17 protein-coding genes and 1 pseudogene are annotated in these 16,516 nt (G+C 65.8%); 10 read left to right on the top strand and 8 right to left on the bottom strand.

Annotation, left to right across the window (positions count from 1 at the left end; genetic code table 11):
- On the top strand, positions 1 to 356 hold a 356-nt coding region (locus NX1_RS36805; protein ID WP_068054745.1), incomplete at its 5' end, for a hypothetical protein.
- A 19-nt stretch (positions 357 to 375) separates the two neighbouring features.
- Here NX1_RS36805 and NX1_RS05385 read toward each other — a convergent pair.
- The 6 genes from NX1_RS05385 to NX1_RS05375 form a co-directional block, all read right to left on the bottom strand.
- The gene (locus tag NX1_RS05385) at positions 376 to 1,497 is read right to left on the bottom strand and encodes a hypothetical protein (protein ID WP_157119557.1); all 1,122 of its coding nucleotides are present in this window, start codon (positions 1,495 to 1,497) and stop codon (positions 376 to 378) included.
- Positions 1,498 to 1,692: 195 nt separating this feature from the next.
- Positions 1,693 to 2,934, bottom strand: a complete 1,242-nt coding sequence (locus tag NX1_RS05380) for an ISL3 family transposase (protein WP_169812186.1) — start codon at positions 2,932 to 2,934, stop codon at positions 1,693 to 1,695.
- A 722-nt stretch (positions 2,935 to 3,656) separates the two neighbouring features.
- Positions 3,657 to 4,196, bottom strand: coding sequence for a hypothetical protein (locus NX1_RS36010; protein ID WP_157119555.1), 540 nt, complete (start codon positions 4,194 to 4,196; stop codon positions 3,657 to 3,659).
- Positions 4,196 to 4,771 carry a hypothetical protein gene (locus NX1_RS36005; RefSeq protein ID WP_157119554.1) on the bottom strand — a complete coding sequence of 192 codons (576 nt, stop codon included), beginning with the start codon at positions 4,769 to 4,771 and terminating at the stop codon, positions 4,196 to 4,198. Before NX1_RS36005 ends, NX1_RS36010 begins: the two co-directional genes overlap by 1 nt.
- A gap of 163 nt (positions 4,772 to 4,934) precedes the next feature.
- Positions 4,935 to 5,255, bottom strand: a complete 321-nt coding sequence (locus NX1_RS35070) for a type VII secretion target (RefSeq protein WP_084501041.1) — start codon at positions 5,253 to 5,255, stop codon at positions 4,935 to 4,937.
- Positions 5,256 to 6,114: 859 nt separating this feature from the next.
- On the bottom strand, positions 6,115 to 6,954 hold the full coding sequence (locus NX1_RS05375) for an IclR family transcriptional regulator (protein ID WP_068054738.1): 840 nt from the start codon (positions 6,952 to 6,954) through the stop codon (positions 6,115 to 6,117).
- A gap of 241 nt (positions 6,955 to 7,195) precedes the next feature.
- On the opposite strand from NX1_RS05375, the gene NX1_RS05370 reads away from it, so the two are divergent.
- The 9 genes and pseudogenes from NX1_RS05370 to NX1_RS05330 all read left to right on the top strand — a co-directional run.
- On the top strand, positions 7,196 to 7,672 hold the full coding sequence (locus NX1_RS05370; protein ID WP_068054735.1) for a flavin reductase family protein: 477 nt from the start codon (positions 7,196 to 7,198) through the stop codon (positions 7,670 to 7,672).
- 113 nt (positions 7,673 to 7,785) lie between these two features.
- Complete coding sequence (locus NX1_RS05365) at positions 7,786 to 8,937, top strand: 3-ketosteroid-9-alpha-monooxygenase, oxygenase component (RefSeq protein WP_068054732.1); 1,152 nt, start codon at positions 7,786 to 7,788, stop codon at positions 8,935 to 8,937.
- Between the two features lie 10 nt (positions 8,938 to 8,947).
- Positions 8,948 to 9,175, top strand: a complete 228-nt coding sequence (locus tag NX1_RS05360; protein WP_068054729.1) for a hypothetical protein — start codon at positions 8,948 to 8,950, stop codon at positions 9,173 to 9,175.
- On the top strand, positions 9,172 to 10,176 hold the full coding sequence (locus tag NX1_RS05355; RefSeq protein WP_068054718.1) for a ferredoxin--NADP reductase: 1,005 nt from the start codon (positions 9,172 to 9,174) through the stop codon (positions 10,174 to 10,176). The genes NX1_RS05360 and NX1_RS05355 overlap by 4 nt, the downstream gene beginning before the upstream one ends.
- Positions 10,177 to 10,189: 13 nt before the next feature.
- Positions 10,190 to 11,074 (top strand): VOC family protein, encoded by an 885-nt coding sequence (locus NX1_RS05350; protein WP_068054768.1) that lies wholly within the window; start codon positions 10,190 to 10,192, stop codon positions 11,072 to 11,074.
- Between the two features lie 31 nt (positions 11,075 to 11,105).
- Complete coding sequence (locus tag NX1_RS05345; protein ID WP_068054715.1) at positions 11,106 to 12,317, top strand: LLM class flavin-dependent oxidoreductase; 1,212 nt, start codon at positions 11,106 to 11,108, stop codon at positions 12,315 to 12,317.
- Complete coding sequence (locus NX1_RS05340; protein WP_068054712.1) at positions 12,317 to 13,348, top strand: zinc-binding dehydrogenase; 1,032 nt, start codon at positions 12,317 to 12,319, stop codon at positions 13,346 to 13,348. The genes NX1_RS05345 and NX1_RS05340 overlap by 1 nt, the downstream gene beginning before the upstream one ends.
- Positions 13,349 to 13,514: 166 nt before the next feature.
- Positions 13,515 to 14,015, top strand: a complete 501-nt coding sequence (locus NX1_RS05335) for a nuclear transport factor 2 family protein (RefSeq protein WP_245668332.1) — start codon at positions 13,515 to 13,517, stop codon at positions 14,013 to 14,015.
- 131 nt (positions 14,016 to 14,146) lie between these two features.
- Positions 14,147 to 15,349 (top strand): annotated as a pseudogene (locus NX1_RS05330) (MFS transporter); the annotation flags it as partial.
- 38 nt (positions 15,350 to 15,387) lie between these two features.
- Here NX1_RS05330 and NX1_RS05325 read toward each other — a convergent pair.
- Positions 15,388 to 16,035: a VOC family protein gene (locus tag NX1_RS05325; protein WP_068054706.1), complete on the bottom strand. Its 648-nt coding sequence runs from the start codon at positions 16,033 to 16,035 to the stop codon at positions 15,388 to 15,390.
- Between the two features lie 188 nt (positions 16,036 to 16,223).
- Positions 16,224 to 16,478: a three-helix bundle dimerization domain-containing protein gene (locus NX1_RS05320; protein ID WP_068054703.1), complete on the bottom strand. Its 255-nt coding sequence runs from the start codon at positions 16,476 to 16,478 to the stop codon at positions 16,224 to 16,226.
- Positions 16,479 to 16,516 lie beyond the last annotated feature (38 nt).

The raw sequence follows: 16,516 nt of genomic DNA, 5'->3' as shown, positions 1-16,516 counted from the left end.
GGAACAGCAGGACCGATGATGTACTGGTCCCGGCGATCTTCGGAGTCATCATCGGCGGCTTACTTGCGGTGATCGCCTATTTCCCCTTGGTCGTGCTGCTGCAGAACGTCTTCGACGTGCCCGAGCCCACGGCGACTCCCAAGAAATACCGAGGCGACACGGAACCGATCTCGCCGTGGTATTGGATAACGTGGATGGTTCCGGCGCTCGTCGCGATTCCCGCCGGATTGGGATTGTCCTGGTGGCGGCGCATCCGGGTTTTGGCACTGGCGTCTACGGTGACGTTCGTCCTCGGCGCCGCCGCAGTCGCCGCTGTCGTGATCTCATTCGAGATCAACGGCTTCGCGCCCGACTGACCTGACCGGAGTAGCCGGGTCAGACGGAGACGGCGTGTTCGAACCACACGTTGTCGCCATATCTGTACCGAATGGTACCCAGGTCGACGATCACCTTCTCCGGGAGTTCGAATTCGCTCGCGCTGTAGACCGGGGCGGTCCGGCCGGACTCGTAGCCCAGAGCGCCGGAGATCCGCTGGATCGTGGTCGTTATCGCGTCCTGGCGAGTCGCGGCCGACTTCTTCAGCGCGTCGACGGCGGAGGTGATCTGAGATTTGGTCGGCTCGTCCATCGGCTGGTCGATCAGCTGCGCCCAACTGGCCAGGGGGAGCGTGAAATTGGCGAAAGTCATGCGCTTCGTGAGGGAGCCCGCCAGGTCTGCGGCCTGGTTGTAGACGAGCCGTTCGAGCAGTAACGCGCCGTTCTCGACGATCTTGGAGACCGCGTCGAGATCGATGCTGCGGGTGTCGAACGACTGTCCGAGGGTGGTCGCGGTAGCTCCGAACGCGGTCGCGGCTGCACCGGTCCAGTCAGCCTGTATCCAGCCGGTGCCCGCGAACAGGTTCTGCGAGTGAGCGAAGTCGTTGATGCCGAGCAGGCCGATCCGCTTACCCACTCCCCGCAGCGCCTCCCAGTCCGCTTCCACCGGCGCCAGGTAATCGGCGACGGGCTTGATGCCGATGGTCCGGCCCAGCGGCTCGTCGTAGGAGGTGAGCAGCTCGACGCAGCCGGTGACGACCTGGCGGACCGTGTACTGGGCTTCCTCCGCGTTCTGCAGGCTGGGCTGCTGCAGGCCGGTGAATCGGCGAATGTCCCCGGCCGGGTTTGTCGCCGCGACACCCTGCCCGTCGGTCATGGTCGCCGCGGCCTGGTTGATCGAGACAGCGTGCTGCTCATCGGAATTTTTGTACGCGGTGACCGCGGTCCCCAGTCCGGAACCCAGCGTGCCGAGGGCGCTCGTGTTCTTCTGATGGTCGCCGGACAGTGTGGTCTGCAGCTTCTGGATCGGCAGCGACAGCTGTGCCAGCTGTCCGGATGTTCCGGCTGGTAGTGCTAAACCCGGTAGCAATCGGCCCGCGTTCTCGGTGAAATTGGCGCCGATATCCTGGAGATCCAGTGTGAAGCCGGACAGCTTCGACACATCAACAGTGAAGTCGACCATTCCATCCCTCCGAGACAAACGCTGCGCACATGCTGACCCGGGACAACCGCAGCCGGGTCACCGAGGCTGGAGCCGGTTGAACCGGCAACCAATCCTGGCAACCAACGAATCCAACTCGGCCACATTATGATCCAACACGGTCGGTTGGCGACCTGACCATCCCGGATCTTGGCTCTGGCGCACTCTTCGTGATACTCAGTTCGCTTGCAGAAGTACGCGTTTGCGAAGCAGGTCGAGGTTTGCCCGGCCGAACATCTGGCGCTTGATCATTTTGATGCGGTTGACATGGCCTTCGACAGGGCCGGAACTGTAGGGCAGCGTCAGACCGTTGCGGACGGCGTCGATGTCGCGGCGCAGGTTGCGGGCGAATGAGGCGATCGCGGTCAGTGCGTCCTTCTCGACGACGGTGATCCATTCTTCGAGGCGGTGGCCCTCGAGCCGAGTCATCATGACCGCGAAGTCCTCGACATGGTTCGCCAGACGGCTCAGGTCTTTGCTGCGCTTGCCGAGCCGGCGCAGGCTGGTGCTGTCGTCGGTGGTGAGGTCAGCGGGATCGGTCATAATCCACCGGGTCATGTCGCGGACCGACGGCGGTCGTGGCGTGGGGACCGGCATATGGCCGGTCCTGGTGCGGAATCGGCGCAGATAGCGTTGAACCTGCTGCTCGGTGCCGGGATATCCCAGTTCGGCGATCTCGCGGGTCAGCTGGGCGCCGTTGCGGATGCCGTCATTCCAGCGCCGGTGCAGGTGCTCGTAGTATCCGTCCAGGATGCTCGAGCGCTGTTGGTTCTTGGCGATCAGCGGATCGACGGTCGCAGCATCGGCGAACTTCCTCACCGTCGCTGGATGCAGGCCCAGCTCACGACCGATCGCGGCCTTGCTCAGGCCCTGCTGCAGCAGCCGGTGAACCGCGGCGTGATGGTGCCGGAACCGCCTAACCACCCTCAGTTCAACATGATTGACTACCGCAGGCGCCTGGCCGGACGGCTGAGAGGCAACCTCCGCGGCCAGGGACGAGGCAAGGTCACGGCGAATCGCCGAGAGATCCTTCTCCACGGCCTGGCCGAGGTTCTGCCACAGATGGAACCGGTCGGCGACCTGCAGAGCGTTCGGGGCTCCCTGCCCTGCGCCCTCGGCATAACCGCCAGCCCGGTCCCGGCAAATGATCTGCGGCCGAGGCCTGGCGCGGAGCCAGGCAGCCAGGGCATCACCGTCCCGGCCATCGATCAGGTCGATTGGTCTACGCGTGTCGAGATCGACCATGACCGTCCCGTAACGGTGGCCCCGGCGGACAGCGAAATCGTCGACACCCAGCACCGTGACCGAGCCAAGCGGCGGGTCCGGTAACCGGCGGACCAGCCGGATCAGCGTGTCCCGGCTGGCAAGCAGCCCCAATCGGCTCGCCAGTCGCGCACCGGCACGACCCGCCATCGCCAAGCCGAACCGCTCAGCGCCAGCGCTGCTAGGCTGCGAGCCCGCACGAAACCGCATGCTACCCAAACAAACTCACGAACTGCGGCTGGAGTACTAGGCGATACCATCGTTGGTAGAGCTGGCCATCGCGGCAGCAAATCTCGGATGCGCCTCGACAACAACAGTATCCTCTGCCACTATCGGACGAAACCAAATGAAGGTATTTGCCCGACGATGGAGCATAGAAGCCGCCAAAAGACCTGCAGGAATCCAGACCGGAAATACCGCGACTGCCAAGGAAACCATAACAACACTCGGCAGCCCGAGAATTCTGGCTATTATCAGTCCTGCAATACAAATTAGCCCGGCAATAATGATACTTCGGCCAATCTTCCGAAATCTGCGAGACGACTGGAGGCAGCGGCGGCATACCGGCCATTCACCACGAAGGCAGGTATTGATCTCGAGACGGTTGGACCCGAAGCTGAACATCTTGCAAGCCAAGGTGCGAAACGTCGAGTTCGGCGTGAGCTGTTCCCGCCCCTGGGATCCCTCGTGAAAATGAATCACTTCGGAGCGGCGATCGATCGCGGGAAGGCCATGCCTGCTACATACATCCGGCAGGGGGCCGCAAAGCTCCACCTCGAATCTAATGCCCGAATCTCGCCACCCCTTCGACGGAGGTCGAGTTGTGGCCACCACGGGGACCACGACAGGCACCACATCCGCATCCGGGTATCGAGCCATCATTCCAGCCAGCCTCGTTGCCGGCGCTCACCGAAGTACAGGTCGTCGTCATCGGGTTCGTCCGGGACGACTACCCGTTCACGGTTGGGCTTTCGGGTACCCGGGTGCACCGCCGCAGAAGAGGCCGAAGCGGCGTTGTCCATCGATCGGTCAGCCCATGACGCTTTCGGCTTGGGTATCGGCGGAGATGCTTCTGCACGTGCGTTCTGTGTGGATTCCTCGAATGCCTGATTGCGAAGGTGGTCGAGTACTGTTTCACCGCCTGCGGCCAGCCTATCTCGCTCAGCGTCCGAGACAGACGAAATCAGGTTGTCTATTCGATTCATCGAGCGCTGGTCGAACAACTTCGCAAACATTTCTGATCTCCCAAATTCCCGCATTCCCAATCGACCCGCGAGAACATCGTCGAGACCACTTCGGATCTGCGGATCCGAAACCGACGACTTAATTGCTTCCAGTGATTTGCGTAGTGCGCGTGATACGCCTATATCACCGTTCGCAACATCGAGGACCAACTCTTGCTGTTGCCCGTTTCTCATCACACTCCCGGGTGATCGTATGCTTGAATAGGAGTTCCGTACCGCTTGTTGTCTTCAGTTCTGCTTACGACAACTCCCAGTTCAGGGAATGCAGACGGATCTGTGTCTGCATTCAGGCTGCGAATAATGGCACTACCGGTTGTGAAGAGCGTCCAAGCCCCGCCCACCAATGAGAATGCCGCATTAACCTTGACCAGCATTCTCACGACGACGGCCCACAAGGCCGGATTTTCCGGTGCAGTCCAGGACATCGCAACCGCAACGGCCGCCAGGTCAATAATCTCCTGAAGAAGATCGCCGAGTCCTCGACATAGATCGGCCATAGCGTCAGCTAGGTTGTTCAGCTGCTGTGCAATTCCCTTGAGTTGCCCAACTTGGCCATCCAGCGCCCATGCCAACTTCTCGAAATACTGCTTCGCATTCTCTGCGGCGTTTCCATCCCAGGATTGATCCAGCCGATCATTCCACTCAGTCTTGATCGACCGACTGAAGGCGGAATTGAATTCCGCTAGATTTTGAACCGTTATCGCCGCTCGTTTTACCGCCTGCCAATCGCCGGCAACCTCTGACGCCACCCATTCGAGTATATCAACGCCGGTAAATTTCTGTATCGCCCATTTACCCAATACGCGGGTGAGACGAAGTTCGCTCCCAACCAGAACGCTACGTCATTGGAGATGTGATCCTCGGCATTCGGCTCCTCCAACTTACCCTCAGGCCGTCCCACGTCGGGGTTCGTCATCGTTCGGCACCCGGATAAAGAGCGTCTTGACGCTTGGCCGCCTCGAGATCCGTCGTGCGGTACATCTGCGCGCTCTTCGTCAATTCCGAGGACGCCGAATCGCAAAGCGCTGCCAGTTTTTCGTAATTAGCTCTCAAATTTTTCTGAATTTCGTCGACCAATTCATTCGCACTCGCGTAGATTCGCCCTTGCTCAGCGTCAATATTCAGATAGCTGCTGGCATAATCTTTTGCCCTGCCCGCTTGAGCAGAAAGGTCCTTAATCGTGGTGGCGAACTTGTCCAGGTCATCAGGCGTTACCTTTAATTCTTCGGACACCTTCCCCCTCCTGACTAATAGTTAGACGCTTCTACTATGGACATGACCGATCACGACCTACGATGCCGACGGTCGACCAAATCCCGAGGTTACATTGCAGAAGGCTGTCCGACAATACGGGGACTGCTATTCCGCTTGGATGACTCATGCAGTCTGTTCGAAAAAGAACCGACCGGTCTGGAGACGGCGGTGGAGCTCACTGAGTTCGCCGAATCGTCAATCGGCATCGTTGGGCATGTCGCGGTCCACGGTGTCACCGATGTGGTGGTCCAAGTTTCCGATTCCGCCGGGAGTACGGGCGACGCCGGCCACGACCACCTTCGCCATGGCACCTCCACCCTCTAGGCCACACGGGCTCTGTGGATGGTGGCGCTGCCTATCCCACGCGCCCGTGCGGGCGGTCAGCGAGCTGAGCACTTCCCACCGGCCGCGGGCCGCCCATCGCCTCGCCAGTGCGCAGTTCGGGTCGCCATCGACCACCGACGAGCCGAGCCATTGCGGCGCAGATTTTCCGAGCCAGGGGAGGCGCCGAAGCAGCGCCGATCAGCATCGCTGCAAGCCACCTCAGCACGAGCGAGGCTTGCCGGGTTTCGGAGGACGATGCGCTATCCAGACGGCCGTGCCGACCGCGGGGGTCACCGCGGAGCAGAGGATCCGTGGCCCGGAGCATCGCCGTAGACGCTCGCCAGGATCAGCCAGTAGCCGAACCCGAGCGCGAAAGTCACGGCTAGCCCGCGCCAATTGTCTTCCATCCACCACGGCACCGATTCGCTCGGCGGTTGTGGCGGTGAGACCCAATTGTCATGGCCGCGAGGCCGAAGCATCGCCGCCGAGCCGGATCGTCCTGGCGTGGAACAGCTCAGCGCCAGCGCGCGTGCCGCGGGAACAGCGCGCGACCTGCCTCGTGAGCGATCTCGACGAGAACCCGCGCCAACCGGGCGGTGTCCAGCGCGGGCCGTTCGCCGCTGACCTGTCCGGACAGCGACAGCGCGGCCACCGCGGCGCCGCGCCCGCGTACCGGCACGGCTACGCACGCGATGCCGTTGACCGATTCCTCGTTGTCGACGGCGACGCCCTGGCGGTGCCGGATCCGGTTCAGCTCGCGGTGCAGTTCGCCTCTGTCGCAGACGGTCCGAGCCGTCAGCTGGGGCAGCCGGTCACGGAACGACGCCTCGACGATGCTGGGTTCCAGCGTCGCGAGCAGCGCCTTGCCCAATGCCGTGCTGTGCGCGGGCATGCGGCCGCCGAGCCGGGTCGGGATGGTCGCGGCCAGGCGTCCACCCGCCTTGTCGAGATAGAGCACCTCGCGCCCGTCGAGCACGCCGAGGTGTCCGACCATCCCGGTGCGCTGACAGAGATCGTGCAGCAGCGGGCTCACCACATCGCGAATCTCGTTGTGATCGGCGGCGAGTCCGCCGAGCTCCAGGGTGCGCATGCCGAGGCGATAGCCGCCGGGAGCATGCGCGAGCCAGCGCAGCCGAATCATCTGGTCCAGGATGCGATGCACCGTGGAACGAGGCAGCCCGGTCCGCTCGGCGAGACCCAGCAAGGTCAAAGTCGGTGTCGCGCCGTCGAACGCATCTAGGATCAGCGTCATTCTCTCGATCATCGACACCGGCGGCTGGGCCGGCTTGGCGGTCGCACGACCCGTACCCGTCCACTCGCCGGACTCGGGATGGGTCAGCATCTCGACCGTCATGGCTCACCTCCATTGTGTAGCGAATCAAGCTTAAGAGTATTTCGATTAGGCATGTGCAGTTTCGGCACGTGTTCTTGTGTCTCCCATCACAGTGCCGCGCCGGGCGCGAGCCTGAATCCCGGAAACTACGGAGATCGGTACGGATTTTCTCGGTAGCCGGAATCCGTGCTTGACACCCTGGGCCCCGCGCCGCCTACGGTCATGGCGAAACGGAATATTTCTAGTCGAAACTAGGAGCACCATGGCCGTCGATCTCGACTTCAAGGCCGTCCTGGGCCGATTCTGCACCGGCATCACCGCGATCACGGCACTCGAAGGCGACCAGCCGCTCGGCTTCGCCTGCCAGTCGTTCTCCGCGCTGTCGCTGGACCCGGCCGCCGTCGCGCTCTTCCCGGCCCGCACGTCCACCACCTGGCCGCGCATCCGCGAGGTCGGCCGGTTCTGCGTCAATATCCTGGCCGACGACCAAGAGGACGTGTGCAGGCAGCTGGGCCGCAGCGGCCCGGACAAGTTCGCCGACCTGCGCTGGCGCCGCTCCCCCAACGGTTCGCCGCTGCTGGAGGGTTCCATCGCCTGGATCGATTGCCTCGTGGAACGAGAGGTCGACGGCGGCGATCACACCATCGTCGTCGCGCACGTCACCGCTCTCGGCGAACAGCGGGAGGCCGCGCCGCTGCTGTTCTACCGGTCCGGCTACGAGCGGCTGGCGGTGGTCTGAGCGGCTCCCGATCAGTGGGACCACGCCTACCGGCGCCACGAGCGCCGTCACAGCATCGAAATAGCCCGGAACGACATAGGCCTGAGCGAAATACCAGTGGAGGACCCGACATCATGAGCACGGCGAACACCGACGATCAGGTGCGCGTGATCGACACCGGCGCCCCGCCCGCCCGCTACGCGCGCGGCTGGCACTGCCTCGGACTCGCCGAAGGCTTCCGGGACGGCAAGCCGCATACCATCACCGCGTTCGGCACCGAACTGGTCGTCTTCGCCGGCGCCGACGGCACGCTCAACGTGCTCGACGCCTACTGCAGGCACATGGGCGGCAACCTCGGCGACGGCACGATCAAGGGCGACACCATCGCCTGCCCGTTCCACGACTGGCGCTGGAAGGGCAACGGCCGCTGCGCCGCGATTCCATACGCCCGCCGGGTGCCGCCGCTGGCCCGCACCAAGGCGTGGACCACGCTCGAGCAGAACCGGCAGCTGTTCGTCTGGCACGACCCCGAGGGCAACCCGCCGCCGGAGGACATCACCATCCCGCGCATCGAGGGCGCGTACAGCGACGAGTGGAGCGACTGGACCTGGAACCAGATCGTCATCGACGGCGCGAACTGCCGCGAGGTCATCGACAACGTGGTCGACATGGCGCACTTCTTCTATGTGCACTTCGCCTTCCCGACCTATTTCAAAAACGTCTTCGAGGGCCACGTCGCCAGCCAGTACATGACCTCCATCGGCCGCGAGGACATGCAGGGCGAGCTGGCCAAGGAAGCGGGCGGCAAGAACGTGCTGCACTCCGAGGCGCACTACTACGGCCCCTCCTACATGATCGACAACCTGGTCAACGAGTCCAACGGCCAGACCGTGGAGGCGGTGCTGATCAACTGCCACTACCCGGTGACCCCCACCAAGTTCGTGCTCCAGTACGGCGCGATCGTCAAGAAGCTGCCCGGTCTCGCGCCCGAGGAGGCCGACGCGATGGCGGTGCGGTTCGCGGGCGGGCTCGGCCGCGGCTTCGAGCAGGACGTGGCGATCTGGAAGCGCAAGACCCGCATCGACAACCCGCTGCTGTGTGAGGAGGACGGGCCGGTGTACCAGCTGCGCCGCTGGTACGAGCAGTTCTACCGGGACGTCGCCGAGGTGGACGAGAAGATGACCGCCCGTTTCGAATTCGAGGTCGACACCACCCGCGCGATCAGCGCGTGGGAGGCCGAGGTCGCCGAGAACCTGGCCGCGCAGCGTGCGAGCAGCGAGGCCTGAGCGCAGCGCCATGGACGCCGTCATCTGTCAGGCCTGCGGAAACCGGGTCGCCGTAGTGAAATTCAGCCCCGCGCACACGAGCGTGCAGTGGACCGCCGCCGCGGCGCGCCAGTGCGCGGAGCTCGGCGGCGACGGCGGCGGACCGGTGCCGGGCTGCGCCGCGCTGCGCCGCAGCATCGACAACGCGGTCATCGCGGGCGCGCTTGGGTTGAGTACCCGAGAGCAGGATCTGCTGTGAGTATCCGGTTGCGCGTCGCGCGCGTGATCGCCGAGACCACCGACGCGGTGTCGCTGGAGTTTGTCGCCGAGGGCCCGCGGCCCGCGTATCGGCCTGGACAGTTCCTCACCCTGCGGATCCCCAGCGACCGCACCGGGTCGGTGGCGCGCTCGTACTCCCTGTCGAGCGCGCCGCACGAGGACGGTCCACTGAAGGTGACCGTGAAGCGGACGGCGTCCGGATACGCATCGAACTGGTTGTGCGACAACGCCGCCGAGGGCATGGAGTTCGACAGCCTACCCCCGGCGGGTGTCTTCACCCCGGACTCGCTCGATGACGACCTGCTGCTGCTCGCGGCGGGCAGCGGCATCACGCCGGTGCTGTCCATCGCGAAATCCGCGCTGGCACAGGGGCGCGGGCACTGCACCCTGATATACGCCAACCGGGACGAGCGCTCGGTGATCTTCGCCGGCGAACTGGCTCGGCTCGCGGCGGCCCATCCGGACCGCCTCACCGTGGTGCACTGGCTGGAGACCGTGCAGGGCCTGCCCTCAGCTCGGCAGCTCGAGGCGCTGCTGGCGCCGTGGGCCGATCGCCCTGTGTTCGTCTGCGGCCCAGAGCCTTTCATGGATGCCGTCGAGTCGGCGTCCGCCGCGCTCGGCGTCGACCGTGTGCACTCCGAGCGGTTCCTTTCCCTCACCGGCGACCCGTTCGCCTCGGTGCCCGCTGCCGACGCCGGACACGAGGACGCGGCATCCGTCACCGTCGACATCGACGGCGACACCCACGAATTCGGCTGGCCGCGCGAGACCGTGCTGCTCGACGTGCTGCTCGCCCGCGGCGTCGAGGCGCCGTACTCGTGCCGCGAGGGCGCGTGCAGCGCGTGCGTGTGCCGGGTGAGCGACGGCGAGGTGAAGCTACTGCGCAACGACGTATTGGAGAAAGAAGACCTGGCCGACGGCTATGTGCTCGCCTGCCAGGCGATTCCGGTCACCGACACGGTCCGGATCACCTATGACTGAGGAGAACCACCCCATGGCTGTCATCAGCTCGCTCGGTTATGTGAAGGTCGCGGTCAGCGATCCGCACGCCTGGCGCACCTTCGCCTTCGACGTGATGGGTTTCGCCGAGGGCAGCGGTCCCGACCCGGACGCGATCTACCTGCGCATGGACGAACGCGGCGCCCGCCTGGTGCTGGTGCCGGGCGACACCGACAAGGTGCTCGCGGTCGGCTGGGAGGTCCGCGACCACCGGGCGCTGGCCGCCGCGCGAGACGCGGTGCGCGCGGCCGGGATCGAGGTCGCCACGCTCTCGGTCGAGGAGGCCGACGCGCGCCGGGTCGAGGAGGCGATCGCCTTCACCGACCCCGCGGGCACGCCCGTCGAGGTGTTCCACGGCCCGGTGCTCGACCACAGCCCGGTCGTCACCCAGCACGGAAACCGTTTCGTCACCGAGGGACTCGGCCTCGGTCACGTCGTACTGCCGGTGCCTGACCTGGACGTCGCGTTCCGCTTCTACACCGACGTGCTCGGCTTCCTGCCGCGCGGCGCGTTCCGGCTGCCGACCCCGCCGGAATACGGCCCGATGCGGGTGCGGTTCCTCGGCGTCAACCAGCGGCATCACAGCCTGGCGCTGATCCCCTCCGGCGGCAAGGAAGGCTCCGGCCTGGTGCACATCATGGTCGAGGTCGACAAGCTCGACGACGTGGGCCGCGCGCTGGACCGGGTCGGCAAGGCCGGCTACCACCTGTCCTCCACCCTCGGCAGGCACACCAACGACAAGATGATCTCCTTCTACGTCCGCACCCCGGGCGGCTGGGATCTGGAGTACGGCACCGAGGGGCTGCTGGTGGACGAATCCACCTACACCGCGGAGGAGATCACCGCGGACAGCTACTGGGGCCACGACTGGTCGCGCTGACGGATACGAACACGAAGTCAGGACAACTGAATTGAACGGCACCGCTGCGTCCGGACCCACTCGGTTCGGCTTCTTCCTCGCGCCCTATCACCCCCTCACCGGCAACCCGACGCTGCAATTGCAGCGCGATCTGGAGCTGGTGTCGCTGGCCGACCGGCTCGGCTACGCGGAAGCCTGGGTGGGCGAACATCATTCGGCCGGACTGGAGATCATCGCGGCGCCTGAGGTATTCCTCGCCGCCGCCGCGCAGCGCACCAGTCGCATCCGCCTCGGCACCGGCGTGAACTCGCTGCCCTACCACCAGCCGCTGATGCTCGCCGATCGCCTGTGCTTGCTGGACCACCTCACCATGGGCCGCACCATGATGGGCGTCGGTCCTGGTCAGCTGGCCACCGACGCGGCCATGCTCGGCATCGACCCGGTGCGGCAGCGGGACATGATGCACGAGTCCATGGCGGTGCTGGTGCGCCTGCTGCGCGGTGAGACGGTGACCGCCGAGACCGACTGGTATCGCCTCGGCGACGCCCGGCTCCAGCTGCTGCCCTATCAGAGCGGCGGGCTGGAAATGGCTGTCGCGTCGACCCTTTCGCCGTCCGGTGCGGTGCTGGCCGGTCGGCACGGCGCCGGGCTGCTCTCGCTGGCCGCCTCGGATCCCAGCGGATACGAGGCGCTGGCGCCGAACTGGAAGGTCTACGAGAAGACGCTGCTCGAGCACGGGCACGCGGTGGACCGCTCGCGCTGGCGGCTCGTCGCGCCGATGCATATCGCCGAGACGCGCGAGCAGGCGATGCGGGACGCCGAATGGGGCGTCGGCCACCTCGTCGAGTACATCGAGAAGCTCAGCGGCCGGACCGCGCCGTGGGGTCGCTCGCCGCGGGCGGCCGTCGAACAGTGGGTGGTCGAAGGGTTCCCGGCGTTCGGCCGCGCCACCATCGGCACACCGGACGACGCCATCGCCGCCCTCGAGAAGCTCACCGAGCAGTCCGGCGGTTTCGGCACCTTCCTGCTGCTCGGGCTGAACGTAGCGGACTGGGACGCCACTCAGCGGTCAGCGCGCCTGTTCGCCGAACACGTGATCCCGCACTTCACCGGGGCGAACCGGAATCGGATCGCGTCACTCGATTGGGCGGAGGCCAACAGCGAACGTATGCTCGGCGGGCTGCAAGCGGGCATTCAGAGCGCCTTCGACAAACACGGGCAGACGCTGGCCGCCGCGCTCGGCGCCGACGAGGAGGGCCGCTGATGCGCGCGGTGGTGATGCGGGATCGCCGTCTGGTCGTCGACGAGGTCCCCGATCCGACGCCCGGCCCACGGCAGGTGCTGGTGGAGACGGTGGCCTGCGGAATCTGCGGATCCGACAAACAGGCGCTCGATTACACCGATGAGTTCCTCCAGGCCTCCCGCGACAGCGGCGTGCCGACCTTCGAGTTCGACCCGGGCCGGGACGTGGTGCTCGGCCACGAGATCGCGGCCCGGGTGGTGTCGGCCGGGCCGGACACCCCGCACGAGCCCGGTCAGCTGGTCGTGGCCTTGCCGTGGGCGGTGGACCACGCGGGACAGATCCACGGTGTCGGATTCTCGAACGAGTTCCCTGGCGGCTACGGGGAGCGCATGGTCTTGCAGGCCATGGCGCTCGAGCCGATCCCGGAGCACGTGCCGCCGCACGTCGCCGCGCTGACCGAACCGCTCGCGGTCGGATTCGGCAATGTGGCGCGCACCGGGATCGGCCCGTCCGGCTCGGGCATCGTGATCGGTTGCGGGCCAGTCGGTTTGGGCGCCGTCGCGGCGCTCGCCGAACGCGGCGTCGCGCCCATCGTCGCCTCGGATCCATCGAAACTGCGACGTGACGCAGCCTTACGACTCGGCGCGCACCGCGTCATCGATCCGGTGGTGGACGACCCGATCGAAGTGTGGCGCGAAGCCGCATCACCGGGGCAACTGCTGCACATCTGGGTTTGCGCCGCGGTGCCGGGCCTTCTGAACGACCTGATGCACAAGGCGCCGCGCCAGACCACCATCCTGCAGATCGGCGCGGTGATGACCAACGACGTCATCCGCCCGATCGTCGGCATCTACAAGGACATCTCGTTGCAGATGTGCATGGTCTACCCCCACGAGGAGTACGCGAAGACCCTCACCCGCATCGCCGACGGCACCATCGACGCGGCCTCCCTGATCACCGATCAGGTCGGCCTCGACGGCGTGGCCGGCGCGATCGACGCCCTCCGCAACCCGGACGCCCATATCCAAATCCTGGTCCGCCCGGATTTGTGAGAGGTGCGTGCGTCGGGCCCATCACCTCTGCCCCAGGCCCGGCGCACGCCCGCCCGGCTGTCGAGTCGGAGCATCGGCTCAGCACCGGGATAGCCAGTGGTAGCGGGTGATTCGATCGTTTCGGCTACGCGAGTGGTCGGCAAGACGCATGGGACATGCAAGGCCCGTGCAAGGGCAGTCATCGATTGTTGCTGCCATGACAACAACAATCGAGTCAGAAGATCGGGCGGAGATCAGCGCGCTGCTCAGTGGCTATTACCGAGCGGTCGATGACAAACGGGTCGATCGGGCGCTCGTCGAGGCGACATTCGCCGTTGACGGCCGCTGGGTGAGCCCGACCGGCGTCGCCAGGGTCGGTCGCGAGGCCATCGCCGCTCAGCAGATCGATGCCATAGCTTTGTTTCGAGCCACTCATCACACGACTACCGACCACCTCATCGAGCTCGACGGTGACACCGCTCGCCTACAGGCCAACGTGACCGCCATGCACCTGTGGGCATCCGGCACCGGCGATGAGGCCGCACTCGAATCTCACTTCCTGGCAGGTGGCGTGTTCGAGGGACACGCCGTGCGGACCAGCGTGGGATGGCGATTCTCGGAGCTGGCCCTCCGGATCGTTTGGCGCACAGGTGCTCTGCCGATTCACATCAGTCCGGAGAAGGTGTGAGTTCCGACCGCTGAACCAGCGGGCGCACAGGGCGTGCCGGATGGCGCCGCGTCAGGACGCGCCCGACCGCGGCGACGATCGCGTCCTTTTCCCGCCGGAAGCGCGAGTTCAGCGCTCCTAGCGTCGGTCCAATGAAAACCGATCCGATTCAGGACGACCGGGGCGCCGCACTGCGAACGCCCGTCGTTTGCTTCATGGCGCTCGCGGCCGCGTTCGGCACCGCAAGTATCTATCCGCTGCAACCGGCCATCGGGGAGGTGGCCGGTTCACTGCACGCCTCGCTCGCGGCGGTCGGCATGGCTCTGGCGTGCGGACCGTTCGGCTACCTGGCCGGCCTGGCGCTACTGGTACCGTTGGTCGACCGGTTCGCACCGCGCACGGTGGTGTCGGCCCAGTTCGGCGCCCTGGCAGTCGCTTTGGCGGTGAGTTCGGTGGCTGGTTCCGCCTGGCTGCTCGGCCTCGTCGTCGGGCTGATCGGCGCGGGGTCGTCGGTCGGCGCCCAACTGAGTTCGGTCGCAGGGCGTTTCGCCGAACCGCAGCGGCAGGCCACGGTCTTGGGGATCGTGACCGCGGGCATTTCGGCCGGGATCCTCGCGGGCCGGATCGCAGGAGGGTGGCTGGCGGATCTGATCGGTTGGCGCGGAACGCTTTTCGCTTTTGCGGTGGCGTGCGCGGCTATCGCGGTGACCGCCCGCTTCGCGCTGCCCACCGTAACGAGAAGTTCCACCGTGGGTTGTCTCGCAACGCTGCGCGGAATTCCAGGACTACACACCCGGTATCGGACGCTCCGGCTGGCGGCCGGTCGCGGCGCCCTTTGGTTCTTCGCCTTCTGCACGATCTGGGCCGGACTCCCTGTCGCGCTGTCGCAGCCGCCGTTCTCGTACTCGCCCGAACGGATCGGCATGTACGCCTTCGCTGGGCTGGTCGGTGTCGTCGCCACCCGGATCTCCGGTGTGTGGACCGATCGCGTCGGCGCGCGGCGAGTGATCGCGATCGGGCTCGTGCTCGCCATCGCCGCCGCGACCGCTCTGAGCGTCTTTCTGTCGAATACCGTCGTGACCCTGATCTGCCTCGGCCTCTTCGACGCCGGACTCTTCGCGGCCCAGGTAGCGAACCAGAGCACGGTGCTCGGCATCGACCCGGCCGCCCCGGCTCGCTTCAACAGCGCCTACATGATCGTCTACTTCATCGGCGGCAGCTTGGGTACCGCCTTCGGCGCCGCCGCCGTCGGCTGGTTCGGCTGGCCTGCCACCACCGCCCTCGCCGCCGTGGCCATCGCGATCGCCATGGCGATCACCTTGACCACTTCACACACCGCACCCACGAACCGGCCAGCGCCCCAGAACCCGAAAACCACATATGCGTCGAGGCGTCAGATCCCACCCGCTCGCGCAGAAGCGTCCTCCCACTCGAACCCGTCCGGGTCGGAGAAGGCTCCGAAACCGCCGGCGATGACGATCCGGTGCGATCCGGCGCCCTCGGGTGAGACGCCGGCGTCCTTGGCGGCGGCACGGCGACCGTAGAGCGCCAGCTTGACCGAGGACGGCGGGGTGTCGAACTCGACGTACTTGCTGCCGAAGCTCTTTCCGACGGCCATGCCATGGTCGACGTAGAACTGCTTGGTCGCCTTGACGTTGTCGACCCCGAGGAGCACCACGAAATCGTCGACCTCGCGGGTGGCCGGTCCGGTGTCCTTCTTCGCCGACGTCGCGATCTTCCAGATCGTCCCGTCCGGAGCCTGGATGACGCCCCCGTATCCCCAGAAGCTCTTCTTGGCAGGCTTCAGCGTCGTCGCGCCCGCGCCGAGTGCGGTGCCGATGAGGCTGTCGACGGTGCTCGGCTGAGACACCACGAGCGACAGAATGAAGCCGCGGAAGCCGGTCGTCGGCGCCTCAGAGGCGCGGAAACGCAGCTTGTCGCCGAGACCGAAGGCGGCGTCGTAGAAAGCCGCGGCAGCGGTGGGGTCGGCCACCTCGAGGATGACGGAGTCGATAGCGGTCTGATCAGTGGTGATGTTCATGGCGACAACGCTAATTGCGGCCCGGTGACCAGCGCTTCTTGATTCCTGATCGGTTCGGCCACCCGCCTCGCCTCGCATGGTGGGTGTGTCGATCTCGTCGACAACCAGGCACGACGCGGAAAGCGGCACTGCGGTGCGCCAAGTGTCCCGGGTGGGATTTCGGGCTGCCGGCGACCAAATCGGCGGACCTACGCCGAGGTCTCCGCCTCCGCCAACGCGCGCAGCCACTCGCGGGTGTAGCGCTCGGCGAGGAGAGGCAGGAAGTTGTCGAAGACGGCGTCGTCGGCCATGTAGTCGTAGGCGGCGTGCAGGAACTGGTCGATGGCGTTCTCGGGGACGTCGTCGAATTCCTTGACCAGCCGGGCGGCGGCGGTCCGCAGGGCGTGCTGCTGGTCGACGGATGGCTCGGCGGGGCGGTCGGCTGGTACGGGCGTCTCGGTCACGGTTCCTCCTCGTGACGGGTCTGTGCACGGCGGCGGCG

Source organism: Nocardia xishanensis NBRC 101358, assembly GCF_001613365.1.
Lineage (GTDB): Bacteria > Actinomycetota > Actinomycetes > Mycobacteriales > Mycobacteriaceae > Nocardia > Nocardia xishanensis.
Note: the sequence above shows the minus strand (reverse complement) of the source record. Positions and strands in the feature narration are given on the sequence as shown.

What these genes read in the sequence shown, in the direction of transcription:
- NX1_RS05340 (WP_068054712.1), top strand. Translation starts at nt 12,317, where the DNA reads ATGCGCGCGGTGGTGATGCGGGATCGCCGTCTGGTCGTCGACGAGGTC.
- NX1_RS05350 (WP_068054768.1), top strand. Translation starts at nt 10,190, where the DNA reads ATGGCTGTCATCAGCTCGCTCGGTTATGTGAAGGTCGCGGTCAGCGAT.
- NX1_RS05370 (WP_068054735.1), top strand. Translation starts at nt 7,196, where the DNA reads ATGGCCGTCGATCTCGACTTCAAGGCCGTCCTGGGCCGATTCTGCACC.
- NX1_RS36010 (WP_157119555.1), bottom strand. Translation starts at nt 4,196, where the DNA reads ATGAGAAACGGGCAACAGCAAGAGTTGGTCCTCGATGTTGCGAACGGT.
- NX1_RS05325 (WP_068054706.1), bottom strand. Translation starts at nt 16,035, where the DNA reads ATGAACATCACCACTGATCAGACCGCTATCGACTCCGTCATCCTCGAG.
- NX1_RS05365 (WP_068054732.1), top strand. Translation starts at nt 7,786, where the DNA reads ATGAGCACGGCGAACACCGACGATCAGGTGCGCGTGATCGACACCGGC.
- NX1_RS05375 (WP_068054738.1), bottom strand. Translation starts at nt 6,954, where the DNA reads ATGACGGTCGAGATGCTGACCCATCCCGAGTCCGGCGAGTGGACGGGT.
- NX1_RS05360 (WP_068054729.1), top strand. Translation starts at nt 8,948, where the DNA reads ATGGACGCCGTCATCTGTCAGGCCTGCGGAAACCGGGTCGCCGTAGTG.
- NX1_RS05385 (WP_157119557.1), bottom strand. Translation starts at nt 1,497, where the DNA reads ATGGTCGACTTCACTGTTGATGTGTCGAAGCTGTCCGGCTTCACACTG.